The sequence below is a fragment of the Croceibacterium xixiisoli genome, assembly GCF_009827305.1.
Classification (GTDB): Bacteria; Pseudomonadota; Alphaproteobacteria; order Sphingomonadales; family Sphingomonadaceae; genus Croceibacterium_C; species Croceibacterium_C xixiisoli.
This window is the reverse complement of record NZ_WTYJ01000002.1, coordinates 836,347-858,502: the sequence shown is the minus strand read 5'-3', so window position 1 is coordinate 858,502 and position 22,156 is coordinate 836,347. Positions and strand designations below refer to the sequence as shown.

At 63.0% G+C, this 22,156-nt stretch carries 20 protein-coding genes; 11 read left to right on the top strand and 9 right to left on the bottom strand.

Annotation, left to right across the window (positions count from 1 at the left end; all coding sequences use genetic code 11):
* Positions 1 to 82: 82 nt before the first annotated feature.
* The 8 genes from GRI97_RS13060 (at position 83) to lexA (ending at position 6,188) form a co-directional block, all read left to right on the top strand.
* Positions 83 to 865: a phosphodiester glycosidase family protein gene (locus GRI97_RS13060; RefSeq protein ID WP_161391599.1), complete on the top strand. Its 783-nt coding sequence runs from the start codon at positions 83 to 85 to the stop codon at positions 863 to 865.
* A gap of 55 nt (positions 866 to 920) precedes the next feature.
* A complete protein-coding gene (locus tag GRI97_RS13055; protein ID WP_161391598.1) occupies positions 921 to 1,520 on the top strand; it encodes an anthranilate synthase component II in 600 nt (199 codons plus the stop codon).
* Positions 1,490 to 2,509 (top strand): anthranilate phosphoribosyltransferase, encoded by a 1,020-nt coding sequence (gene trpD / locus GRI97_RS13050; RefSeq protein ID WP_161391597.1) that lies wholly within the window; start codon positions 1,490 to 1,492, stop codon positions 2,507 to 2,509. The genes GRI97_RS13055 and trpD overlap by 31 nt, the downstream gene beginning before the upstream one ends.
* A gap of 69 nt (positions 2,510 to 2,578) precedes the next feature.
* On the top strand, positions 2,579 to 3,364 hold the full coding sequence (gene trpC, locus GRI97_RS13045; protein ID WP_161391596.1) for an indole-3-glycerol phosphate synthase TrpC: 786 nt from the start codon (positions 2,579 to 2,581) through the stop codon (positions 3,362 to 3,364).
* A gap of 11 nt (positions 3,365 to 3,375) precedes the next feature.
* On the top strand, positions 3,376 to 3,747 hold the full coding sequence (locus tag GRI97_RS13040; RefSeq protein ID WP_161391595.1) for a tRNA-binding protein: 372 nt from the start codon (positions 3,376 to 3,378) through the stop codon (positions 3,745 to 3,747).
* A gap of 12 nt (positions 3,748 to 3,759) precedes the next feature.
* Complete coding sequence (moaC, locus tag GRI97_RS13035; protein ID WP_161391594.1) at positions 3,760 to 4,230, top strand: cyclic pyranopterin monophosphate synthase MoaC; 471 nt, start codon at positions 3,760 to 3,762, stop codon at positions 4,228 to 4,230.
* Positions 4,227 to 5,423, top strand: coding sequence for a molybdopterin molybdotransferase MoeA (locus GRI97_RS13030; protein WP_161391593.1), 1,197 nt, complete (start codon positions 4,227 to 4,229; stop codon positions 5,421 to 5,423). Before moaC ends, GRI97_RS13030 begins: the two co-directional genes overlap by 4 nt.
* 78 nt (positions 5,424 to 5,501) lie before the next feature.
* On the top strand, positions 5,502 to 6,188 hold the full coding sequence (gene lexA / locus GRI97_RS13025; protein WP_161391592.1) for a transcriptional repressor LexA: 687 nt from the start codon (positions 5,502 to 5,504) through the stop codon (positions 6,186 to 6,188).
* Between the two features lie 579 nt (positions 6,189 to 6,767).
* Here lexA and GRI97_RS13020 read toward each other — a convergent pair.
* A complete protein-coding gene (locus GRI97_RS13020; protein WP_235917786.1) occupies positions 6,768 to 9,020 on the bottom strand; it encodes a ComEC/Rec2 family competence protein in 2,253 nt (750 codons plus the stop codon).
* Between the two features lie 86 nt (positions 9,021 to 9,106).
* Between GRI97_RS13020 and gltX the strand changes: the two genes are divergently transcribed.
* Together gltX and GRI97_RS13010 are read left to right on the top strand one after the other, a co-directional pair.
* Entirely contained in the window at positions 9,107 to 10,543 is a 1,437-nt protein-coding gene (gene gltX / locus GRI97_RS13015; RefSeq protein WP_161391590.1) for a glutamate--tRNA ligase, read from the top strand.
* 32 nt (positions 10,544 to 10,575) lie between these two features.
* Positions 10,576 to 11,862 carry a citrate synthase gene (locus GRI97_RS13010; RefSeq protein ID WP_161391589.1) on the top strand — a complete coding sequence of 429 codons (1,287 nt, stop codon included), beginning with the start codon at positions 10,576 to 10,578 and terminating at the stop codon, positions 11,860 to 11,862.
* Positions 11,863 to 11,978: 116 nt separating this feature from the next.
* On the opposite strand, the gene GRI97_RS13005 is transcribed toward GRI97_RS13010, so the two are convergent.
* From GRI97_RS13005 to GRI97_RS12990, 4 genes are all read right to left on the bottom strand, one after another.
* Complete coding sequence (locus GRI97_RS13005) at positions 11,979 to 13,349, bottom strand: sensor histidine kinase (RefSeq protein WP_161391588.1); 1,371 nt, start codon at positions 13,347 to 13,349, stop codon at positions 11,979 to 11,981.
* The gene (locus tag GRI97_RS13000) at positions 13,349 to 14,317 is read right to left on the bottom strand and encodes a hypothetical protein (RefSeq protein WP_161391587.1); all 969 of its coding nucleotides are present in this window, start codon (positions 14,315 to 14,317) and stop codon (positions 13,349 to 13,351) included. The genes GRI97_RS13005 and GRI97_RS13000 overlap by 1 nt, the downstream gene beginning before the upstream one ends.
* A 35-nt stretch (positions 14,318 to 14,352) precedes the next feature.
* The gene (locus tag GRI97_RS12995; protein WP_161391586.1) at positions 14,353 to 15,360 is read right to left on the bottom strand and encodes a hypothetical protein; all 1,008 of its coding nucleotides are present in this window, start codon (positions 15,358 to 15,360) and stop codon (positions 14,353 to 14,355) included.
* A 293-nt stretch (positions 15,361 to 15,653) separates the two neighbouring features.
* Complete coding sequence (locus tag GRI97_RS12990) at positions 15,654 to 15,965, bottom strand: Hpt domain-containing protein (RefSeq protein WP_161391585.1); 312 nt, start codon at positions 15,963 to 15,965, stop codon at positions 15,654 to 15,656.
* A 70-nt stretch (positions 15,966 to 16,035) separates the two neighbouring features.
* Between GRI97_RS12990 and GRI97_RS12985 the strand changes: the two genes are divergently transcribed.
* The gene (locus tag GRI97_RS12985) at positions 16,036 to 18,609 is read left to right on the top strand and encodes a coiled-coil domain-containing protein (RefSeq protein WP_161391584.1); all 2,574 of its coding nucleotides are present in this window, start codon (positions 16,036 to 16,038) and stop codon (positions 18,607 to 18,609) included.
* A gap of 87 nt (positions 18,610 to 18,696) precedes the next feature.
* Here the strand turns inward: GRI97_RS12985 and GRI97_RS12980 are convergent, their stop codons facing one another.
* From GRI97_RS12980 to GRI97_RS12965, 4 genes are read right to left on the bottom strand one after another with little or no spacing between them, the layout of a single operon-like run.
* Positions 18,697 to 18,999 (bottom strand): DUF1467 family protein, encoded by a 303-nt coding sequence (locus GRI97_RS12980; RefSeq protein WP_161391583.1) that lies wholly within the window; start codon positions 18,997 to 18,999, stop codon positions 18,697 to 18,699.
* Between the two features lie 6 nt (positions 19,000 to 19,005).
* Positions 19,006 to 20,655, bottom strand: coding sequence for a ribonuclease J (locus tag GRI97_RS12975; RefSeq protein WP_161391582.1), 1,650 nt, complete (start codon positions 20,653 to 20,655; stop codon positions 19,006 to 19,008).
* Positions 20,652 to 21,431 (bottom strand): type III pantothenate kinase, encoded by a 780-nt coding sequence (locus GRI97_RS12970; protein WP_161391581.1) that lies wholly within the window; start codon positions 21,429 to 21,431, stop codon positions 20,652 to 20,654. The genes GRI97_RS12975 and GRI97_RS12970 overlap by 4 nt, the downstream gene beginning before the upstream one ends.
* Positions 21,431 to 22,156, bottom strand: coding sequence for a biotin--[acetyl-CoA-carboxylase] ligase (locus GRI97_RS12965; protein WP_202392730.1), 726 nt, complete (start codon positions 22,154 to 22,156; stop codon positions 21,431 to 21,433). Before GRI97_RS12965 ends, GRI97_RS12970 begins: the two co-directional genes overlap by 1 nt.

Below are 22,156 nucleotides of genomic sequence, written 5' to 3'. Positions count from 1 at the left end.
CACGGACAGGCTGGATTTCGACGACACTCTGACAGGTGTAACCCTGGCGCAGCCTCGCTGGGCGAGGCGCGGCGCACGGATTATGGGTGGGCGTGTCGGGCTGTTGGCGGCCGTGCTGTTGTTGGCGGGGTGCGGCGGAGTTTCTGAAGGCCAGCCCGAAGCAATCGCGGAAACCGGGTCGGTCTGCGAAACGATCGCTTTCGAAGGCACTGCCCTGACCCATTGCGTGGCCGACCCCAAGCGACACACGGTGTTCACCGTCCTGGCCGATGGCGAGGGCAAGCCCTATCGCAGCCTGGCCGCCTACGCCGCCGCCCGGCCCGCTGATGCGCCTGTCGTGGCCTTTGCGATGAATGGCGGGATGTATGATGAAGCTGGGCAACCGATCGGCTATTTCGTGGAACAGGGTGATCGGCTGCACAAGCTGAACCGGGCAGAAGGACCGGGCAATTTCCATCTGAAACCCAACGGCGTGTTCTTCGGCACGGGATCGAAATGGCAGGTGCTGGATAGCGAAAGCTTCTATGCCAAAATCAGCAAGCGGCCGGAATTCGCCACGCAGTCCGGACCGATGCTGGTGATCGATGGAACGCTGCATTCCGGGTTCGATGCCGATGGCGAATCCCGCAAGCTGCGCAACGGCGTGGGTGTGGGGGCAGATGGGCGCGCGCATTTCGTGATCAGTGATCAACCGGTCAGCTTCGGCAAATTTGCCCGTTTTTTCCGCGGCGAGTTGAAAACCCCCAATGCCCTGTTCCTGGATGGCAGCGTTTCGCAATTGTGGGACCCGGCGCGCGATCGCATGGATGTGGGCGCCGTGCTTGGCCCCTTGATCATAGTGGAAAACCGGGCGACAGCGCCCTAGTTCAAAATTTCCGGTCCGAATTATCGGATTGAAGCCGTTCTGGATAAGGCCAGCCATGATTCTCGTCATCGACAATTACGACAGCTTCACCTTCAACCTAGTCCATTATCTGATGGAACTGGGCGCCGATGTGGAGGTGGTGCGCAATGATGCGCTGACTGCGGCACAGGCGCTGGAATCCGGGGCCGAGGGCTTTCTGATTTCGCCCGGGCCCTGCACGCCCGATGATGCCGGGATCAGCCTGGATCTGGTGGCGGCCTGCGCCGATGCGCGGCGCCCGTTGCTGGGCGTGTGCCTGGGGCATCAGGCGATCGGCCAGTTCTTTGGCGGGAAGGTGGTGCGCGGCGGGCTGATGCATGGCAAGACATCACCGGTTACCCATGACGGCAGCGGTGTGTTTGCCGGCCTGCCCAGCCCCTTCACCGCAACGCGTTATCATTCGCTGATCGTGACCGACATTCCCGACAGCCTGGTGGTCAACGCCGAGAGTGAAACCCCCGGGCTGGACGGTACCTGCGCCATGGGCTTCCGCCATCGGGAACTGCCGATCCATGGGGTGCAGTTCCACCCGGAAAGCATCGCCACCGAACATGGCCATGCGCTGCTGGCGAATTTCCTCGCCATATGCGGTATCAAAGCGAAGGCTCTGGCGTGAAAGCCTTTCCTTCGGTCGAACACCCGCTGACGGAAGACGAGGCGGAAGCCGCTTTCGGCGCAATGCTGGACGGCGGAATGGCGGATGAGGACATTGCCGCCTTTCTGGTCGCCCTGTCCAACCGTGGCGAAACCGCCACCGAAATCGCCGGGGCGGCCCGCGCCATGCGCGCGCGACTGTTGCCGGTGTCGGCTCCAGCCAATGCCATTGATGTGTGCGGCACGGGCGGCGACGGCCATCACACGCTGAATGTTTCGACCGCCGTCAGCCTGGTGGTGGCTGCCGCCGGCGTGCCCGTGGCCAAACACGGCAATCGCGCGGCATCGTCCAAGGCCGGCGCTGCCGACACGCTGGAAGCGCTGGGGCTGAACCTGGATCGCGCCGCCGAGACTGCCGAGCAGACGCTGGGCGATCTGGGCATCGGTTTCCTGTTTGCAGGCAAGCATCACCCTTCGATGGGCAGGATCATGCCGATCCGCAAGAAGCTGGCCCAGCGGACCATTTTCAACCTGATGGGCCCGCTGGCCAATCCGGCCGGCGTTTCTCGCCAATTGGTGGGTATTGCCCGTCCGGCCTATGTGCCGATCTATGCCGAGGCGCTGGCCCGGTTGGGCATCGAGCGGGCCTTTGTCATTTCCGGCGATGAGGGGCTGGATGAGCTGAGCCTGGCTGGCGGCAATGAAGTGGCCGACATCACCGGCACCGAAGTTCGGATGACGCGCATATCCGCGCCCGAGGCCGGCCTGCGCCCCGCCCCGATCGAAGCAATCCGTGGCGGAGACCCGGCGCATAATGCCGCCCAGCTGCGTGCACTGTTGCTGGGCGAGCGGGGCGCCTATCGCGATGCCGTGCTGTTCAACGCCGCCGCTGCCCTGCTGATCGCCGGCGAGGTGGAAGACTGGGCCGAGGGCGTGGAAGAAGCGGCCGAAACGATCGACAAGGGGCTGGCCAATACTCTGCTTGATTGCTGGATTTCGGTCACTCGTTGACGTCTGAAGGACGGTTGACCGTCCGTTTCCGCTCTCGACTTCGACGGAGACGGACGGCATGGGGCAAAGATGGACAAGCTGAGCGAAATCTGCGCCACCAAGCGCGACGAAGTGGCCGCGCGCAAGACGGCGGCATCTGTTTCCGACCTGGACACGCGTGCCATGGCACAGACCGCGCCACGCGGCTTTCACGCTGCGTTGAACCGGGCCAGCGCCGACGGGTTCGGGCTGATCGCTGAAATCAAGAAAGCATCCCCTTCCAAAGGGTTGATCAGGCCTGACTTTCACCCGGCCGATCATGCCGCATCCTATGCGGCCGGCGGGGCAGCCTGCCTGTCCGTCTTGACCGATTCACCCTATTTCCAGGGGCATGAGGACTATCTGGTTGCCGCGCGCGCGGCCTGCCCCCTGCCTGTGTTGCGGAAGGATTTCATGGTCGATCCGTGGCAGGTGGCCGAAGCGCGATCGATCGGGGCCGATGCGATCCTGATCATCGTGGCCGCATTGGACGACACGCTGATGGCAGAAATCGAGGCGGCCGCCTTCGAGCGCGGCATGGATGTGCTGGTCGAAGTGCACAATGAAGCCGAAATGGAACGTGCTGCGCGCTTGAAATCGCGCCTGATCGGGGTGAACAATCGCGATCTCAAGCGCTTCGTTACCGATCTGGGCACGACCGAGCGGCTGTTGCCATTTGCGCCCGAAGGCGCGTTGCTGGTCAGCGAGAGCGGGATCAACAGCCATGCGGATTGCCAGCGCCTGGCCGCTGCCGGGGTGCGCTGCTTCCTGGTCGGTGAAAGCCTAATGCGGGAACAGGATGTGACCGAGGCCACCCGGCGTCTGTTGCACGGCTGAGAGATTATTCCATGCACATGAGTCATGACCCCACAGCAGAGGCTCAGCCGGAAATCGGTTTCGATCAGTTTCTGGCCGTCGATATCCGCGTCGGGACGATCATCCAGGCCGATCCCTTCCCCGAGGCGCGCAAGCCGTCCTATCGGCTGCTGATCGATTTCGGGCCGGTGATCGGCCAGAAGAAATCCTCCGCCCAGATCACCGAGCATTACACGCTGGAGGAACTGGTCGGGCGGCAGGTGGCTGCGGTCGTCAATTTCCCGCCACGGCAGATCGGGCCAATGAAATCCGAAGTGCTGACACTCGGATTTCCCGATGCGGAAGGCAAGGTGGTGTTGATCGCGCCATCGGAAAGCGTGCCCAATGGCGGCCGCCTGTTCTGAGGACCTGTTGCAGTGACCCAATTGACCCATCTCGATGATAAGGGCGCCGCGCGCATGGTCGATGTCGGGGGCAAGCAGCCCACGGCCCGGGCCGCGATTGCCAGCGGCCGAATCCGCATGTCGCAAGTGGCGTTGGTCGCCATTCGTGATGGCAGCGGCCCCAAGGGCGACGTGCTGGCCGCAGCGCGCATCGCGGGGATCATGGCCGCCAAGCAGACAGGATCGCTGATCCCGCTGTGCCATCCGCTGGCGCTGGATGCGGTTACGGTAGATTTCACCTTTGAGGACGATGGCTTGCGCGTGACGGCGCGGGCATCACTTACCGGCAAGACCGGCGTAGAAATGGAAGCGATGACAGCAACTTCCATCGCGCTTCTGACAATCTATGACATGGCCAAGGCGATCGACAAGGGCATGGTGATCGACGCCATTCGCCTGATCGAGAAAACCGGCGGCAAGAGCGGCACCTGGCGCGCGGAATGAGCCTGCCTGCGCCTCTGCCGCTGGAGGATGCGCAACGGCGGCTGCTTGATCTGGTCACCGCGCTGGGCAGCGAAAATCTGCCGGTCGCCGATGCGCTGGGGCGGTGCCTCGCACAGCCGGTTCTCGCACAGCGGCGGCAGCCGGCAGCCGATCTTTCGGCGATGGATGGTTATGCCATGCGCATCGACGATCTGGCCGGGCCGTGGCAGGTGATTGGCGAAAGCGCGGCCGGGCACCCCTTCCCCGGGGGATTGCAGCGCGGCGAGGCGATCCGTATTTCGACCGGTGCGTTGATGCCGACAGACGGCGGTGCCGTGCTGTTGCAGGAAGAGGCGCTGCGCGACGGGGACCATCTGGCGCTGGCAGCCGGAGGCGAGGCGACCGCGAGACACATTCGCCATGCCGGATTCGATTTCCAGCCCGGCATGGAACTGCTGCGCGCCGGCCAACGGATCGGCCCGGCACAATTGGCGCTGGCACTTTCCGGCGGGCATGTGCATCTGCCTGTGGCTCGATTGCCCCGTATCGCGGTGATCGACAGCGGCGATGAATTGTCCACCAATCCAACGGATTGCGCGACACATCAGATACCGGCCAGCAACGGCGCCATGCTGGCAGCCATGGTTGCGCCCTATTCATCAAGCATCGATCGAATCGGGCCAGTGGCCGACGACATGGCAGCGCTGGCCCAAGCCCTGAAACAGGCCGAAGCCGCCAATGTGATCGTGACCAGCGGCGGCGCCTCCGTCGGCGATCACGATCTGATCCGTCCGGCATTGGCAGCCTGGGGTGCAGAGATCGACTTCTGGCGGGTGGCTATGAAGCCGGGTAAGCCGCTGCTGGTGGCGCGGCGCGGACATCAGTTCATCCTCGGCCTGCCGGGCAATCCGATATCGAGTTATGTCACGGCTTTCCTGTTTCTGCTGCCCCTGCTGCGCGCAATGGGCGGCGCGGAGCGCGCGGTGCCCCGCCCCCTGACCCTGCCGCTGCGTGGCACATTGCCGGCCGTGGGCAACAGGCTGGAATTCGTGCGCGCGCGCATGGATGGTGATGGCGTTGCGCCGTTGACCGAACAGGACAGCAGCGCGCTGGCAGCGCTGGCGCGCGCCGATGTGCTGATCCGGCGGGAAATCGGTGCCGTTGCAGCAACAGATGGGCATCTGGTGGCAGCCTATCTGCTCAATGCCGCTTAGATGCTTGACGGCATTACAATCGTTGCCTAATTGTTCCTCGTTCGTTCCCGTATTGGAACGGTTGCGGAGTGTGGCAGCATGTTGACCGCCAAGCAGCATGAGCTCTTGCTGTATATTCAGCGCAAGCTGGAAGAGACGGGCATTTCGCCCAGTTTTGAAGAGATGAAGGAAGCGCTCGATCTCAAGAGCAAATCCGGGGTGCACCGATTGATCTCTGCGCTGGAAGAGCGTGGATTTCTACGCCGCTTGCCCAATCGCGCGCGGGCGCTGGAAGTGGTCAAACAACCGGACAACCAGCCGGTTCGCGCCACTGCCGCCAATGATCAGCAGACCCTGGCCCCCATGGTGCGCGCGCCCAGCGTTGCGCCGCAGCCGGCCAATGATGTGATCGAAGTGCCCTTGCACGGGCGGATCGCCGCCGGCGTCCCGATCGAGGCACTGGAAGACAGCCGCAGCCTGCCTGTTCCTGCCGCCCTGCTGGGTGCGGGCGAGCATTATGCGCTGGAAGTTTCCGGCGATTCCATGATCGAAGCGGGGATTTTCGACGGCGATTATGCGCTGGTCAAACGCACCAGCACAGCGCGCGACGGTGAAATCGTCGTCGCCCTGATCCGCAATGAAGAAGCCACGCTGAAATATCTGCGGCGGGAAAACGGCATGATCCGGCTAGACCCGGCCAATGCCGCCTATGATCCACAAATCTATCGCCCCGATGAAGTGGAAGTTCAGGGCAAGCTGGCCGGGTTGCTGCGCCGCTATCACTGATCGGACTTCGCTGATCAGCAAGACGTCTCCAAGGATTTGTTAGACACTTTACAGCAAGACTGGAGGTGGATGATCGGGGGACGTCTTGTGAAGCGGATTGCGTCCATCGTAACGGCGACAGCCATTCTTGGCGCTTGCGCCGCCACATTGACGTCGTCCGGCCTGGGCGCGAGCAATGAAGCCTTGGGCGAGCCTGCCGACAGCCATGTCTGCCGTGCTTCCGCTCCGCCAATCGAGGCCATGCCGGCGATAGCTTCGATGAGCCCGAGCGGCAGGCCACGGCCGGAACCGCCCGAACAGCCCCCTCAAATGATGGGATGTCTGAGCCGCGATTACCCCCTGCGTACCAGAGAAGCCCCCGGCGCGCTGGCGGCGATTGCCATTGCCGAAGATCCAAGTTCGATTGCCGAAATTCACGTCTTTTCCAACGCTGAGGTTCGCGATGCTCTGGTCGTCGAATGGTTGAAGCCCGCTCAGTCGAGCGAGGAGCCTATGGCGATGTGGATCGCGGATTGGCAGCATATTGCCGTGGCGGGAAAGCAACGCACTGTTTTTGGCGCCATGGTTCCCAACCAGAATTCAGGGCGCCTGTGCCTCGTCCGGGCCAATTCGGCTGCGCTGAGGGATGCCCTGCCCGTGCTCAACAATTGGTGCATGGATTTGTTGAAGCTCTGGCGTGAATGATGCCCGCGGCGATGGTGGCGGCAGGCCGGCAAGCCACCAGCCATGGTCGCCCTGCGCATCCGCCACGCTGGTGATTTTCTGCCCATCCAGCACGATTGCCAGGCCGCCGCTTTGCGACAGCATGGAGCGATCCGCCTTGAGCCAGCGTGGCCGGCATGACCGGGGCAGCCAGCGTTCCGACACAACGATATCAGCGCGTTCGCAGGCGGCAGCGAGAGCGCGTTCCTCGATCCGCTGGCGGCTGCGGCCCATCAGCACATCCCAGTCCCGCCCGGCGCGATTGAACCTGATGACGCAGAAATCGCGGCTGCATTTGGCACCGGGCCAGGCGGACAGTGGCAGGGGTTCCCCTTCGGCGCCGGACAGTTCGCGCAGGTTGTCGAGCGTGAAATCGCTGTTCGTATCGCGCAGCAGCAGCAAGCGATCCCCCTCCCCGGTAATGGCGACATGTCGGCCATCGCCGGTGATCAGCAAATCGGGTACAGGCGTGGCGAGCAGCATGACCGTGGCGATGGCGGTCGGCACCAGGCCGAGCAGGCGGGCCTTGCCGCGCCATAACGCGAGCCAAAAGCCGCCGGCGAGGAACAGCGCGAAGGTCGGATAGTCCATCTGCGGCATCAGGCGCACGGCGCCGGGACGATTGGCCGTATATTCTGCAATGGCGATCAGCAGATCGAGCGACTGGCCCACCAGCCACCAGGCAGGTCCGCCCAGCCCAACCAGGTCAAGCAATAGCGCAAGCGCGATCAGCGGCATGGAAATGAATGTTACCAGAGGAATAGCAACGACATTTGCGAAGGCGCCGTAGGCCCCGGCGCGATGAAAATGGAAAAGCACGATCGGCATCAGGGCGATTTCGATGACGATGCCGGCCAACAGCAAGATGGCCATCCGCCGCCCGCCGCGCATGAGCCAGCCTTCTTCTCGCGGCGCGAGAAAGGTGCGAACCGGTTGGCATTCGTGCAGCGCGACCAGCGCGATCACGGCGGCAAAGCTCATCTGGAAGCTTGGTCCTGCCAGGGCTTCGGGCCAGAGCAGCAGAACAAAGGCGGCGCCGACCGCCACCATGCGGAGCGAAAGCGCCTCGCGCCCCAAGGCCAGTGCGATCAGCACCAGTACGGCGCCGACGCAGCTGCGGATCGTAGGCACTTCGGCGCCGGTCAGCAGGGTGTAGAAGATGCCGGTCAATGCCCCGAGCCCGGCCGCCATCAACGGCAGGCGCACGCGCAGCGCCAGCCAGGGCAACAAGGCCAGCAGGCGCAACGCGAGCAGATAGGCGGCGGCGATCACGGCGCTGACATGCAGCCCGCTGATTGACAGCAGGTGGGTGAGGCCTGAATCGCGCATCGCCTCTTCGTGTTCGGGCGCGATGCCGCCGCGATCGCCGCTGGCGAAGGCCGCAGCAATGGCGCCCGCCGATCCGCCCAATTGGCTGCGGATATGATCGGACAGGCTGCGTTGCCATTGGGCCAGGCCACTGCCCTGATTCGATGATGCAACCAGAGTGATGTCGCCAATGACATTGCCCGTCGCGGCAAGCCCCTGAAACCATGCGGTGCGGGCGAAATTGTAGGCGCCGGGTACCATCGGTGGCGCTGGTGGCATCAAGCGGCTCCGCAACTGAACCACGGCCCCTTCGCGAAAGTCGGCACTATCCTTTTCCAGCGGGACGTTGATCCGCACGCGCAGCGCGCGTTGGGTTTGCGGATCGCGGATGGCCAATACCAGGCGGGTGCGCCCCTCTGCCGGCTGTTCGATGCGGTCCAGCACCCGCCCCGTGATCGTCATGACCTGGGTCCGTTCCAGCGGCGGCATGCCCGCCATTTCGGACCGGGACCAGATCAGCGCCACACCGAAAGCGAATAGCAGGGTGACGGAGGCGATCGCCGCCAGCAGATGCACCCGATCGTCCCGCATCCGCCATTGGAGCCAGGCAAGGCACAGCAAGATCAGGGGGATGGCCATGGCCAGCAACCAGGATGGCCGATCCGGCAGCACGAACCAGGTGGCAATTCCAGCCAGCAGCGCAACCGTCAACCACGGGCCGCGATCAAAGCCGGCAGAGGCCAGGAACTGATCGGCACGGCCGTTGATCCATCCGCCCACGCTGGACAAGCGCGCGCGGCTGCGCCAAGGCGTATGCCGCATCGCAGCATCTCCCGGCTGTTCCCCCAATGGAACGATCGGTGGCAGGCGCGGCGCCATGGAAGAATTTGATAGAAAGTGCATGAAGAATGGCAAGCGATAGCGTAACGGGAACCGCAGCAGATCGCCCGGTCGTTACCCGTTTCGCCCCCTCGCCCACCGGATTTCTCCACATCGGTGGTGCGCGAACCGCATTGTTCAATTGGCTCTATGCCCGCCATTTCGGCGGCAAGGTGCTGCTGCGGATCGAGGATACGGACCGCAAGCGCTCGACGCAGGAAGCGATCGACGCGATTCTCGACGGGCTCGACTGGCTGGGTCTGGATTTCGACGGGGATACGGTGTTCCAGTTCGAACGCGCAGCCCGGCACGCAGAGGTTGCGGAAAAGCTGCTGGCCAATGGTCATGCCTACAAATGCTTCGCAACCCCCGAAGATCTGGAAGCAATGCGCGAAGAACAGCGCGCAGCGAAGAAGCCGCTCCGCTATGACGGGCGCTGGCGTGACCGCGACCCGGCAGAAGCACCCGAAGGTGCGCCATTCGTCATCCGCCTCAAGACCCCGCAGGATGGCGAAACCGTCATCGACGATGCCGTGCAGGGCCGCGTGACGGTGAAGAACGTCGAAATCGACGACTATGTGCTGCTGCGCGGCGATGGGACGCCGACCTACATGCTGGCGGTCGTGGTGGACGACCACGACATGGGGGTAACCCACATCGTGCGTGGTGACGACCATCTGAACAATGCCTTCCGCCAGTTGCCGATCATTCGTGCGATGAACGCGCTGGAAGGCGGCTGGCCCGACCCGATCTATGCGCATATCCCGCTGATTCACGGCAATGACGGGGCCAAGCTGTCCAAGCGGCACGGGGCGATGGGCGTGGACGCTTATCGTGATGAGTTGGGCATCCTGCCCGACGCACTGTTCAATTATCTGCTTCGTCTTGGCTGGGGCCATGGTGATCAGGAGGAATTCACCCGCGAGGAAGCCATCGCGGCCTTCGATCTGCCAGGCGTGGGCAAGAGCCCGTCACGTTTCGACATGAAGAAGCTGCTGAGCATGAACGGCAATTACATCCGGACGGCGGATGATGCGCAACTGGCCGAACTGATCGCCCCGCGTATTGGCGCTGCAGCCGATGTAGGTTTGCTGACGCAGGCGATGCCGGTGCTCAAGACCCGCGCGCGCGATCTGCTGGAGCTGGCCGATGGGGCAGCCTTCCTGTTCAAGACCCGGCCGCTCAAACTGACCGAGCAGGCCGCAGCCCTGATCACGCCCGAAGCGCGTGAACTGCTGGCCGGCATTTCCGCACGTCTGACCGCTGAACAGGACTGGACAACGGCGGCGTTGGAAGCCAATCTCAAAGCCTATGCCGAGGATCTCGGGCTGGGCCTGGGAAAACTCGCGCAACCGCTTCGTGCGGCGCTCACGGGGCAAACCACCTCGCCGGGTATTTTCGATGTGCTGGCGCTCCTCGGCCAAGAGGAAAGTCTGGCGCGGATAAACGCGCTGGCGTTGGCATAAAATAACTAACATGGATCGCAAGGAGACTGGTTTTGGCGGATAAACAGGCAAAACTCTCTGTAGACGGCAAGGAATTCGACCTTCCCGTGCTCAATGGTACTGACGGCCCGGATGTTATCGACATCCGCAAGCTCTATGGCCAGACCGGGAAGTTCACGTTCGACCCGGGCTACAAATCCACCGCTTCATGCGAAAGCGCGCTCACCTACATCGATGGTGAAGAAGGCGTCCTGCTTCACCGCGGCTATCCGATCGGCCAACTGGCCGAAAATTCAACCTTCATGGAAACGGCTTACCTGTTGCTGAACGGCGAACTGCCCGACAGCGGCGAGCTGGACGATTTCAACAACACCATCACCCGTCACACCATGCTGCATGAGCAGCTCTCGACGTTCTATCGCGGCTTCCGTCGGGATGCGCACCCGATGGCCATAATGTGTGGCGTAGTCGGCGCGCTGAGCGCCTTCTATCACGACAGCACGGATATTTCCGATCCGAAGAACCGCCGGATCAGCAGCCACCGCCTGATCGCCAAGATGCCGACCATTGCGGCCATGGCGTATAAATATTCGGTCGGTCAGCCGTTCCAGTACCCGGACAATTCGCTGAGCTATACGGGCAATTTCCTGCAGATGACCTTCGGCGTTCCGGCCGAAAAATACGAAGTCATCCCCGAAGTCGAACGGGCGCTGGACCGCATCTTCATCCTGCATGCCGACCACGAACAGAATGCATCGACGTCGACCGTGCGTCTGGCCGGTTCTTCGGGCGCAAATCCCTTCGCCTGTATCGCAGCGGGTATCGCCTGCCTGTGGGGCCCTGCCCATGGCGGCGCGAATGAAGCGGCGCTGGAAATGCTGCGTGAAATCGGCACACCGGACAAGATCCCGCATTATATCGAGCGGGCCAAGGACAAGAACGATCCGTTCCGTCTGATGGGCTTCGGCCACCGCGTGTACAAGAACTACGATCCGCGCGCGACCGTGATGCAGAAGACAGTGCGTGAAGTGTTCGATGCGCTGAACGTGAAGGATCCGCTGTTCGAAACTGCGCTGCGTCTGGAAGAACTGGCGCTGAGCGACGATTATTTCGTCGAAAAGAAGCTGTTCCCCAATGTGGACTTCTATTCGGGCATCATCCTGTCTGCGATCGGTTTCCCGACCACCATGTTCACCGCATTGTTCGCCCTGGCCCGCACCGTCGGCTGGGTCGCGCAGTGGAACGAAATGATCTCCGATCCCGGCCAGGTCATTGGTCGTCCGCGCCAGCTCTATACCGGGCCGACGCAGCGCGATTACATTCCGCTCGACAAGCGTTGAGCGAAGCAAGTTTGTTGAACGGGAAAGGCCGGCACGCGAGTGCCGGCCTTTCTTGCGTCTGAGGCTATGAGCTGATCTGCGGGCGTGCGAGCAGCAGGCGGCACAAATGGGCGCGATCAGCCGCCGGAACTGTCGGCCGGAAGATCGAGCGTAAATCGCGCGCCCTTGCCCGGTTCGCTATCGACCGTCAGAGTGCCTGACATGGCTTCCGCGAGGCGGCGGGAAATATAGAGACCAAGGCCGGACCCGCCATCCCCGCTGCGGCCGAGGCGTTCGAACTTCTCGAAAGCGCGGGCCTGCTGTTCCTGGCTCATCCCATCGCCTGCATCGCCCACGGTAATCTGCGCCCGCTTTCCGTCTGTCGCGACGCTCAGCCAGACATGCGAACCGCGCGGGGCATAGCGGATCGCATTGCCGAGCAGGTTGAGAAGGATTTGCAGCACACGACGAAATTCGCCGATGGCCGGCGCCGATTCTCCGAGCGGCGGGGTATCGACGATGATACCGTTTTCCCGCGCACGCACGCCCAGAATGCCAACGGCCCGGCGGGCGAGATCGGCAAGATCGATCTGGTCAGGTGCGGTGGTAAACTGTTCGTCTTCCACCACTTCGAGATCGGCAAGATCGTCGATCAAAGCCAGCAGATGTTGCCCGGCGGCCGCGATGTCTGCGGCATAGCTGCTGTATTCATCGGCCAGCGGACCGGCCAGTTGGGTGCGAATGGTTTCGGCATTGGCGATGATCCGCGCAATCGGCTGCCGCAGCACCGGGGCAATTTCACGCCCCAGCGCCGCGTTGAAACTGCGATCCTGATCCTGATCGGCGGACGCGCCTGCCCTGGTCAGATCGGGAAGCGGCTGTTCGGCAACCAGCAGCAATTCGTAACCCGCGCTGCCTGGTACCGGCCGGCCCAGCGGAACAAGTGTCGCCCGCCAATCGCGCCGTGATCCATGGAGACGCAAACGGGCGTTGTTCAACCGGTGCCATTCCGACGGCAACGGTGCATCGGAATCGGCCAGGGCGACATGATCGAGCCACGAGCGCACCGGCCCTTCGTTCAACCGCGCGGCAAAATCAGCCAGATCCGCTGCCTCGGCCGTAAAGGTGATGACCGACAGCGACGTATCGAGCCGGGCGGTAAAATCGGCCAGCTGGCGCGCCAGTGCGATCTTGCGCGCATCATCGCCATCATCTTCATCCGAGCGGGGCACAGGCATTGCGCGCCAGCCTGTCAGCGTCACCGAGCAACCTGCACCGTCACTGTCAGGAACCACTTCGACCCAGGCACTGATCTGCTTGCCATCAATCTGGGTGCGAATGGTGCGCGCTAGTTTCAACCCGTAGCTGCGCGATTTGCGCACAAGTTCCAGCAGCGCCGGGATCACGATCGGCCCAGGCAGCGTGCCGCCGCCCAAAGTCTGCAACTGGTCCAGCGGCTCATCTGCGGTCAGCAGCCAGTCGCGCGCGTCGGTGCGTCCGCTCGACATCAAGAAACCGGATCCCCGGCATAGGGCGAAGCCGCCGCCAGCAGTGCGGCCGCACGGTCGGCCGATAGCCCCAACACCTGCTGGGGCACGGCAGCGCGCGGGTGAATATGGTTGAATTGTTCGCGCAATGCACCGTCCGACAGTTCCGCCGCCCGCAAGGCCAGCCCGAGACGGAGTTTCTGCCGTTCGCTGAACGACAGGATGATGAGATCACGTTCCTGATGCACGAGCGTGGCCAGCGCGGTGGAGAAGATCGCCAACCCGGCTTCCTCAACCGCCAGCGCCTGGCAAGTGCGAGTGCCCAAAGCCGCCACGAAACGCGACAGCGCGCCCAACCTGCTCTGCCCTTCGGCATAATCGGCCCGCAACCGGGCAGCCGCACGGGCAGCCGGTTCGGCATGATCGGCTGACAGGCACATCAAGGTCACAACCACCTGATGGAACAATTCGCCCGGCAATTCGGCGAGCGGCAAGGCCATGCGTGCCTGCTGCCGCATGAAGCGTGCCTGCGCCGCAAGTACCGCCATGGCCAGCCCAGCCAGCACGGCATCGGAACCGGCAGCCTCATCCTGAATCAGGGCCGTCAGCACGGGATCTACGCCGCTGGTTTCCAGCAGCCGGTCGGTCAGCTGGGCCTCCAGCGTCAAAACATGCGCATGGGCGAGCAATTCGGCATTTTCGGAAAGGCCGGCAGCGCAGCTTTCTATCCGATCCTCCACGAAACGGTCGCGGTGGGGCAGTTGGGCCGCCTCCGCCAGGGCCAACAGCCACTGGCGCGCGATATCGTGCAGAATACCGCGCACGCGGGCAATGATTTCATCGTTGAACAGCGTATCCCGGTCATTGTTGACCAGGTGCAGCAGGACCGGGCGCGCCGTGGCCAGCACAGCATCCCCGCTGGCCAAGGCATCGCGCAGCGATTCCTCAACCGTATCGGCCGTCTGTTCGATTAGCGCACCCTCGTTCATCGCATTGTTCTAACGCGCCCAGGGTTAATCTGACGTTATTCGCTGTCATCCGCTTTTGCTGCTGGCGACAACAAAATTGCCACCAGGCCGGCCAGCATCAACACCGGTTCGAACAGACCGAGCGCCGCCGCCAACGCCAGAATCACGGACAGAAGGAAGCGGTCACCCGCCAGCGCCTTCCACCCCGACTGACGCTGGGGTTCAAGCCGGTGCAGGACCAGCAGCAGCACCAGCATGGGGAACAGGCGCACAGGCCATGCCGCATCGCTGGCGAACCACGCAGTGGCCAGCAGGGCCGCATCAATCACCCAATGCGGCCATTCCCGCGTTGCGCGCGGAGCCGGCGGCACAGCATAGGGCGCAAAGGACAACAGGCGCTGGCCATCACCCAACACCGCCAGCAGCCAGGCGGCGGCGATCAGCAGCAATCCCGGCGCAACCAGGCCAACCATGGCCAGGCTTGCCCCGCCAAGGGCCAGCAATGCGCCGGCAGCCCCGATCCCCCGCCCATATTTCCACGCTGCAAGATGGAGACCGGAACGCCGGAGAATACGGTTGGAGATGATCGCGGACAGGGTGGCGGCCGTTGATTGCACCGGCATATTGCGGTCGAGCCAATGTTCTTCGATTTCGGCCAGGCGTTCGTGCGTGACCAGCGACCATGCCCCGTCGACCACGGCGCGGGCCGAAAGCGCGCGATAGGCGAGCCGGGATTGAAGGGCGATCCGCAACAAAGCCGCCGGCGTGTCGGTTTCCGCCGGAAGTTCCGCAAGACGTTCGACCAGGGCACCGGGCAGCAGCATCGCCCCGGCCCAGACCCAATCTGCATCAATGCGTTCAAATCCGGCAGCCGCCCCCTGCCCCGCCGGCAGGACCACAATCCCATCACGATCCAGCAACGCTAGAGTGAGGTCCGATTCCGGCAGCAATTGCCGCGCCAGGACGAGCACGTCATCGCTGGTGCTCACGGTGCCCAACAGGGCGTGACCATCCGCGACGGCGCTGAAACGGGCACCGGCCTGTTCCACGGCGTGACGGGTCAAAATCGCATCAGACGATGCGCCATCACCCAAAATGACGATTCGATCGCAGCCGGCCGCCAAAGCGAAATCGACCTGTCGCAAACACAGCGGTTTCCCCGCGATGCGCGGAGAAGGTCCGTTCTGGTTTCCGATCGATATCAGCGCGACCCGCAAGGCAATGGCTCCTGTCCTGTGCCGGAGCGGACCTAGGCCTTCCGGCGCAGCATGCCAAGCGCTGGCCGGAGCCATGCGTGTAAACTATGAAATGGATAAAGCCGGCACGATGGCGACGGCGCCCGTCACAGGGTTGGGGCTCAGTCGGCGCGACCGACGCCGAAGTCTTTCATCAGTTGCCGAAAACGTCGCAGAACCACAGGGTCACCCGGCGCACTGTCCAGCGCGAGCACCGACAGATCGACCAGATCGGGCGAATGGAAACTGGCGCCGAGCCCGCGCAGACGAAGCGCGGCCATTTCCCAGTTCCCGTCGCAACGAGCGCGATGCAGCAAATCCACCTGATGCGTCAGGCTTTCCACAAAGCCCGCGCGCAATTCGGCCAGCAATACGGGATCATCCCCTGCCGCTGCGGAAAGTGTCGCGTCGAAATCTGCTGCCTGGATGGCCATAGTACACCCATTAAGCATGAAAGAGTTAAACTGAGGTTTATCCTGCCCGCCCTTGTGATATCTGTTATCAATGACCGGGAGGAATAATCTGATCGCAGTCGGCCAAGCAGCCGATGAACCGCAGGATACGCTCGTCCTCGACGAAGCCTATAGCGCGACGGTGGAAGATGTCGGGGACGAATTGCCCTGGCATTCCGGCTTCGACGAAGAACCGGCAGCCCGCCCGCAGCGGGAATGGCTGCTGCCGGCCGCAGCTGGACTGGTGACGATGGCCTGGACCGGGTTTTTCCTGTGGGCGAACAGCCGCGCCATATTGAATGGCGCGACCCCGGCGAAATGGTCTGCCCTGATCAGCGAGTGGGCCATTCCGGTCGTGCTGGTGGTTGGCATATGGATGCTGGTGATGCGCAGCAGCCGGCGCGAAGCCAACCGGTTTGGCGATGCCGCCCGGCTGTTGTCCGAAGAATCCCGCCTGCTGGAAACGCGGCTGGAAACGGTCAACCGCGAACTGAGCCTCGCGCGCGACTTCATCGCGGCGCAATCGCGCGATCTCGAATCGCTGGGCCGGGTGGCGGCTGAGCGGCTGTCTAGCAACGCCGATCGGCTGCAGCAGCTGGTGCGCAACAATGGTGCGCAGGTTGAAGCAATCGGTGCCGTCAGCGTTACGGCAGTCGAGAACATGGATCGGCTGCGCGATAGCCTGCCGGTGATTTCCAATTCCATGCGTGATGTTGCCAGCCAGATCGGCCAAGCCGGCAATGTCGCCCACACCGAGCTGGAAGGGTTGGTAGAGGGCTTGGGGCGCCTGAAGGACGCCGGCACGCAAAGCGATCAACAGATCGCCAGCGTCCAGCGGCGGGTTGAAGAGGTGGTCAGCACGTTCACCACGCAGGCCGAGCATATGGATAATGTCGCCACAACCCGGTTCGGCATGCTGGCAGAACGCAGTGCCGCCTTCCGCGCGGAACTGGATGGGCGAGAAGTGGAAGCCTTCGCCGCCTTGCACCGCCGGGCCGATGCGCTGAGTGAAGAGCTGGCCCAGCGATCCGAAGCGATCCGTTCCGGGGAGGAGGAGGCCGTTGTTGCCATGCGTGAGCGCATGGCGGCCCTGCGCCAGGAAGGCACGCAGCTGACCGCCGCGTTGCGCGATGGGCAGGAGCAGGTCAGCGATGTCTGGGGCCAGGCGATCACATCGCTTGAAGCCCAGCTGTATGAAGCGCTGGAACGCATGGCAGCCGCCGACAGCAAGGCGCTGGACGCAGCACGCCAGCGGCTGGACGCGCTGGATGCGCAGGCGCAGCAGATCGATACTACCATCGTGCGTCGGCGCGAATTGCTGGATGCAGAATTCGAACGGCGCAGCCGCCAGGCGGACGATCGCGAAGCCACGGCCATCGCCGGGCTGGAAGCGCGGATGGCCGGTTTCGACCAGTTGATGGTCGATCAGCAGAAAGACCATCTGGCGCATCTGGCTGCGATCGCGCAGCGCTGCGACGGGCTGCAGCTGCGGCTGACGCAGCTGACGGACGGACTGCAACGGCTGACATCCGAAGGAGGCGAAGCACAGGAACGTGTGGCCATCGCGTCTCACGATCTTTCGATCAGCCTCGACCGCAATCGCAATGCGTTGAAGGACAGTGGCGAGCAATTGGCACGCCTGACCGAAGACAGTATGCGATTGCTGGAAATCATCCGGTCTGGCGCGCAGCACAGCCGCGAGGAACTGCCCGATGCGCTGGAAGAGGCAGAGACCCGACTGAACCGTTTCGACACGCGCGCACAAGAGCTGACCGCGCTGATCGTCGAAGCCAATCTCAACAGCGCCAATCTGGCCAACCATGTCGAAAACGCCTTCATCAGCGGGCAGATGACGGTCGAACAACTGCAGCAGATCGAAAAGCGGCTGAACGGCCTTGCCCAGTTGTCAGAAGCTCTTTCCGTGCAATCACGGTCGGAACTGGCGGCAGCGGTGGCCACGCTGGAACAGAAGGCCGGCAGCGTGCTGTCAGCGCTGCGTTCGGAAAAATCGGAAGCGATCCGGGAAATCGCCGAACAGCTGGCCATCGAAAGCGGTGCTGCAGTGGATCAGGTGCTGAGCGAACGTGCCGCGACCAGCATCGCGTCACTGGAAGATATGGCCCGCAGGGCGGGAGAAGCAGGACGTGAGACGCTGTCCCAGCTGGGTGCCGAGCTCGACCGGGTCAGCGAGTTGGCGGACAGTCTGGAAACCCGCGTTGCCGATGCCAGGGAACAGGCCACCGAGCAGGTCGACAATGATTTCACCCGCCGCACCGCGCTGATCACCGAAAGCCTCAATTCCGCTGCGATCGACATCGCCAAGGCGCTGGAAAGCGAAGTGTCCGACACGGCATGGGCAAGCTATCTGCGCGGCGATCGCGGCATATTCACCCGCCGTGCGGTCAAGCTGCTGGATGCAGCTGATGCGCGTGGCGTGACAGACATCTACCAGGCGGACGACGAATTCCGACATACCGTCAACCGTTACATCCATGATTTTGAATCCATGCTGCGAACGGTGCTGGCGACGCGGGATGGCCATTCCATGGCAGTGACCCTGCTGTCGTCCGACATGGGCAAGCTTTACGTGGTGCTGGCCCAGGCGATCGACCGCTTGCGCGATTGATGCCGCAAACCGGCAAGCCTTCGCCCGACAAAAAAAAGGGGGCGCACGATTGGATCGTGCGCCCCCTTTTTTGATAGCTGAATCCGCTTACTGCTGGGCCGGATAATCGAATTCTTCCAGATTGGGCGGCGTGCCGAACATGTTGATGTCCTCCACGCCAATCCAGCCATACTTGTAATTGAGCACGAACAGCGCGCACAGTGCCGTTGCCAGCACGGTGGCGCGCAGGATCACCTGCCAGGGACGGAAGTTGGAGGGTGCGCTGGGCGCCTGCCCCGGCACCAGCGACTTGCCTTCCTCATTGTCCGTGCGGATTCCCAGCGGCAGGACGATAAAGGCACTCATCGTCCAGATCAGCAGATAGATCGCAAGGATGGAGGTCCATTTCATCGCCCGTCATCCATTGGTCAGGATGACGCGAGTCTGCGGCTTCTTGCCCGACCAGCGCTGCGCCGCACGCCGCGCGGCCAGCCGTGCGGCTTCGGAAACCACGCCCCGATCCTGCCGATCCGCGCCGCGCAGTTTCTGCAGCGCTGCGGTAATGTCCCGTTCGGCTTCGGCCACGAATTCGGGATAGTCTTCCTCCAGCGGCAGGCCCACGCCTTCCACCTGAGGGCGCCCTCGCCCGTCAATGACTACGATCAGCAAGCCATCGCGCGCCAGCCGGCGGCGCGTGGTGATCGCATCGCCATTGGCAGGAACGATGATGTCCCCATCCAGCACCAGGCGTCCGGTGCGGGTAACCGCCAGCTTGCCAGGCTTGCCGGGCGCGAGGCGCACGATATCACCGTTTTTCTGCGATACGGTGTGAGCGATCCCCCGTTCCTTGCCCAGGCGCGACTGTTCGAGCATGTGGCGGATCTCCCCGTGCACCGGCACAAGGATTTCCGGGCGCAGCCAGCTGTACAGCGCTTCCAGTTCGGGGCGGCCAGGATGCCCGGAAACGTGAATTTCGCTCTGCCGATCGGTGATCATGGTGATCCCGCGATCGGCCAGCGCGTTCTGGATCTTGCCAATGGCCAGTTCATTGCCCGGGATCTGACGGCTGGAAAACAACACCACATCGCCGGCCGTCAGGCTGATCTGGTGGTTTTCTTCCGCGATCCGCGCCAGGGCAGCGCGGGCTTCGCCCTGACCACCCGTCGCGATGATCAGCACCTGACCACGCGGCAGATCCATGGCCCGGTCAAAATCGATCGTCTGCGGAAAATCCTGCAGATAGCCATTATCCTGCGCGACTTCGATGATGCGATCGAGCGAGCGACCGGCCACGCACAGCTGGCGGCCGGTTTCCTGCGCGATGTAGCCCAAGGTCTGCAGCCGAGCGACGTTGGAGGCAAAGGTAGTGACCAGCACCCGCTTGCCGCTGTGACGGCGCACTTCTTCCAGCAGGCCGCGATAGACTGCGCCTTCCGATCCGGACGGGGCAGGGTTGAAGACGTTGGTGGAATCGCAGACCAGCGCCAGCACGCCTTCATCGCCGATGGCGATCAGTTCTTCTTCGGTGGCCGGTTCGCCGATCAGCGGTTCTTCATCCAGCTTCCAGTCGCCCGTGTGGAACACACGCCCGAAAGGCGTTTCGATCAGCAGCGCGTTGCCTTCCGCAATCGAATGGGCGAGCGGAATATAGGTAATCTCGAACGGACCGAGCGCGATGCTGCCGTGGTCTTCTTCGATGATGTTGAGCTCAACCTCCCCCGCAATGCCGGCTTCCTGCAGCTTGCGCAGGATCAGTTCGGCGGTGAAAGGCGTGGCGTAGAGCGGAACACCCAGATCGGCGGCGAAGTACGGGATCGCGCCGATATGATCTTCATGCGCATGGGTCAGCACGATGCCGAGCAGATCCTCCGCCCGATCCTCTATGAACTCCATGTCCGCGAACAGCAGCTCGGTGCCGGGATATTCATTCGCGCCGAAGCTCATCCCCAGATCGACCATCAGCCATTTGCCGCGGCAACCATAGAGATTGACGTTCATGCCGATTTCCCCCGACCCACCCAGGGCGAGGAACAGCAGTTCGTCTTCGGGAGCAAAATTCTTCTTCATTGTGTTTTTGCCTGTTCGGCCAGCATTGCCAGCCCTTCCAGAGTAAGGTCAGCTTCGACCGCATCGAACATGTCCGTGTGCCGATCGAACAATATGGCGAGCCCGCCGGTGGCTATCACCTGAGCTGGCCGCCCGATTTCTTCCTTCAGCCGGGCAATCAGCCCTTCCATCATGGCCACATAGCCCCAGAACACACCGATCAGCATCGCATCTTCGGTGTTCCGCCCGATGACCGAGCGATTGCGGGGGCTTTCGATCGCAATACGCGGCAGCTTGGCTGTGTTGTTGACCAGCGCATCCAATGACAGATTGATCCCGGGCGCGATGATCCCGCCCTTATAGGCGCCGTTGAAATCCACCACATCAAAAGTGGTGGCGGTGCCGAAATCAATGATGATCAGATCGCCCGGATAACGGGCATGGGCGGCGATAGCGTTGACCGCCCGGTCCGCCCCCAGCGATCGCGGTTCATCCACATCGATCGGGATGGTCCAGGCTGCAGCCCCCTCCCCCGCAAACAGCGGAGTCAGACCGAAGTACTTCTGGCCCAGCACTTCGAGATTGTGCCGCGCGCGCGGCACGACCGTGCTGACGATCATGCGCGTGATGGCCGCGCGATCGATCGATTCCAGCTGGAGCAACTGCATCAGCCAGACGGCATATTCATCACCGGTACGGCGGGCGTCGGTGGCGATACGCCAGCGGGTGCGCAGTTCGGCCCCATCATAAAGGGCGAACACGACATTGGTGTTCCCGACATCAACAGCCAGCAGCATCAGCTTCCCTCCACCACGACATCCCCGGCATGAATGACATGCACCCGGCCATCATCCAAGCGCAGCCGCAGCGCGCCATCGAGTTCCAGGCCGGCGAAACGACCATGCACGCGAATGCCGCGCCCGTCATGGACCGAAAGCGCCGATCCCAGCGGATGGGCGGCGGCAAGCCAGCGGGCCAGCAAGGGCGCAAGCCCGAACTGCCGCCAGCGATCGAGTTCCCTGCTCAGACAATCGGCCAGCCCTATGGCAAAACCGTCTCGATCCGGTGCGGGCCCGCTCTGCGCCAGGCTGCGCGTCTCTCGATCCGGCAAGGCCGGGGCGGCGGCGAGATTGACGCCAATCCCCAGCACAGCCCAATCACCTTCGCGTTCAAGGAGAATGCCGACGAATTTGCTGCCCGACAGCAGCACGTCATTGGGCCATTTCAGCATCAGACCCACAGGCTGCGCCAGATGGGCCAGGATGGCTTCATACACGGCAAGAGCCGCCACGAAGGACAGGCTGGGCGCAGGCGGTTCACCGGGGTGCAGGCGAATTGCCGTCGACCCCATGAAGTTGCCGGGGGCATCGATCCACTGCCTCCCCTGCCGGCCGCGACCGGCCCGCTGGCGGTCCGCAACCAGCCAATGCCCTTCAAGCAGCGGCTCACCAGCGGTGAGCCGCGCTATCAGATCGGCATTCGTCGAACCTGTTTCGGCAATGGTTTCGATGCGGGGTGGCAA

Bases quoted from the DNA above. Each gene is read 5' to 3' on its own strand.
- GRI97_RS13060 (WP_161391599.1), top strand. From the start codon at position 83: ATGGGTGGGCGTGTCGGGCTGTTGGCGGCCGTGCTGTTGTTGGCGGGG.
- GRI97_RS13055 (WP_161391598.1), top strand. From the start codon at position 921: ATGATTCTCGTCATCGACAATTACGACAGCTTCACCTTCAACCTAGTC.
- trpD (WP_161391597.1), top strand. From the start codon at position 1,490: ATGCGGTATCAAAGCGAAGGCTCTGGCGTGAAAGCCTTTCCTTCGGTC.
- trpC (WP_161391596.1), top strand. From the start codon at position 2,579: ATGGACAAGCTGAGCGAAATCTGCGCCACCAAGCGCGACGAAGTGGCC.
- GRI97_RS13040 (WP_161391595.1), top strand. From the start codon at position 3,376: ATGCACATGAGTCATGACCCCACAGCAGAGGCTCAGCCGGAAATCGGT.
- GRI97_RS13030 (WP_161391593.1), top strand. From the start codon at position 4,227: ATGAGCCTGCCTGCGCCTCTGCCGCTGGAGGATGCGCAACGGCGGCTG.
- lexA (WP_161391592.1), top strand. From the start codon at position 5,502: ATGTTGACCGCCAAGCAGCATGAGCTCTTGCTGTATATTCAGCGCAAG.
- GRI97_RS13020 (WP_235917786.1), bottom strand. From the start codon at position 9,020: ATGCGGCATACGCCTTGGCGCAGCCGCGCGCGCTTGTCCAGCGTGGGC.
- gltX (WP_161391590.1), top strand. From the start codon at position 9,107: ATGGCAAGCGATAGCGTAACGGGAACCGCAGCAGATCGCCCGGTCGTT.
- GRI97_RS13005 (WP_161391588.1), bottom strand. From the start codon at position 13,349: ATGTCGAGCGGACGCACCGACGCGCGCGACTGGCTGCTGACCGCAGAT.
- GRI97_RS13000 (WP_161391587.1), bottom strand. From the start codon at position 14,317: ATGAACGAGGGTGCGCTAATCGAACAGACGGCCGATACGGTTGAGGAA.
- GRI97_RS12990 (WP_161391585.1), bottom strand. From the start codon at position 15,965: ATGGCCATCCAGGCAGCAGATTTCGACGCGACACTTTCCGCAGCGGCA.
- GRI97_RS12985 (WP_161391584.1), top strand. From the start codon at position 16,036: ATGACCGGGAGGAATAATCTGATCGCAGTCGGCCAAGCAGCCGATGAA.
- GRI97_RS12980 (WP_161391583.1), bottom strand. From the start codon at position 18,999: ATGAAATGGACCTCCATCCTTGCGATCTATCTGCTGATCTGGACGATG.
- GRI97_RS12975 (WP_161391582.1), bottom strand. From the start codon at position 20,655: ATGAAGAAGAATTTTGCTCCCGAAGACGAACTGCTGTTCCTCGCCCTG.
- GRI97_RS12970 (WP_161391581.1), bottom strand. From the start codon at position 21,431: ATGCTGCTGGCTGTTGATGTCGGGAACACCAATGTCGTGTTCGCCCTT.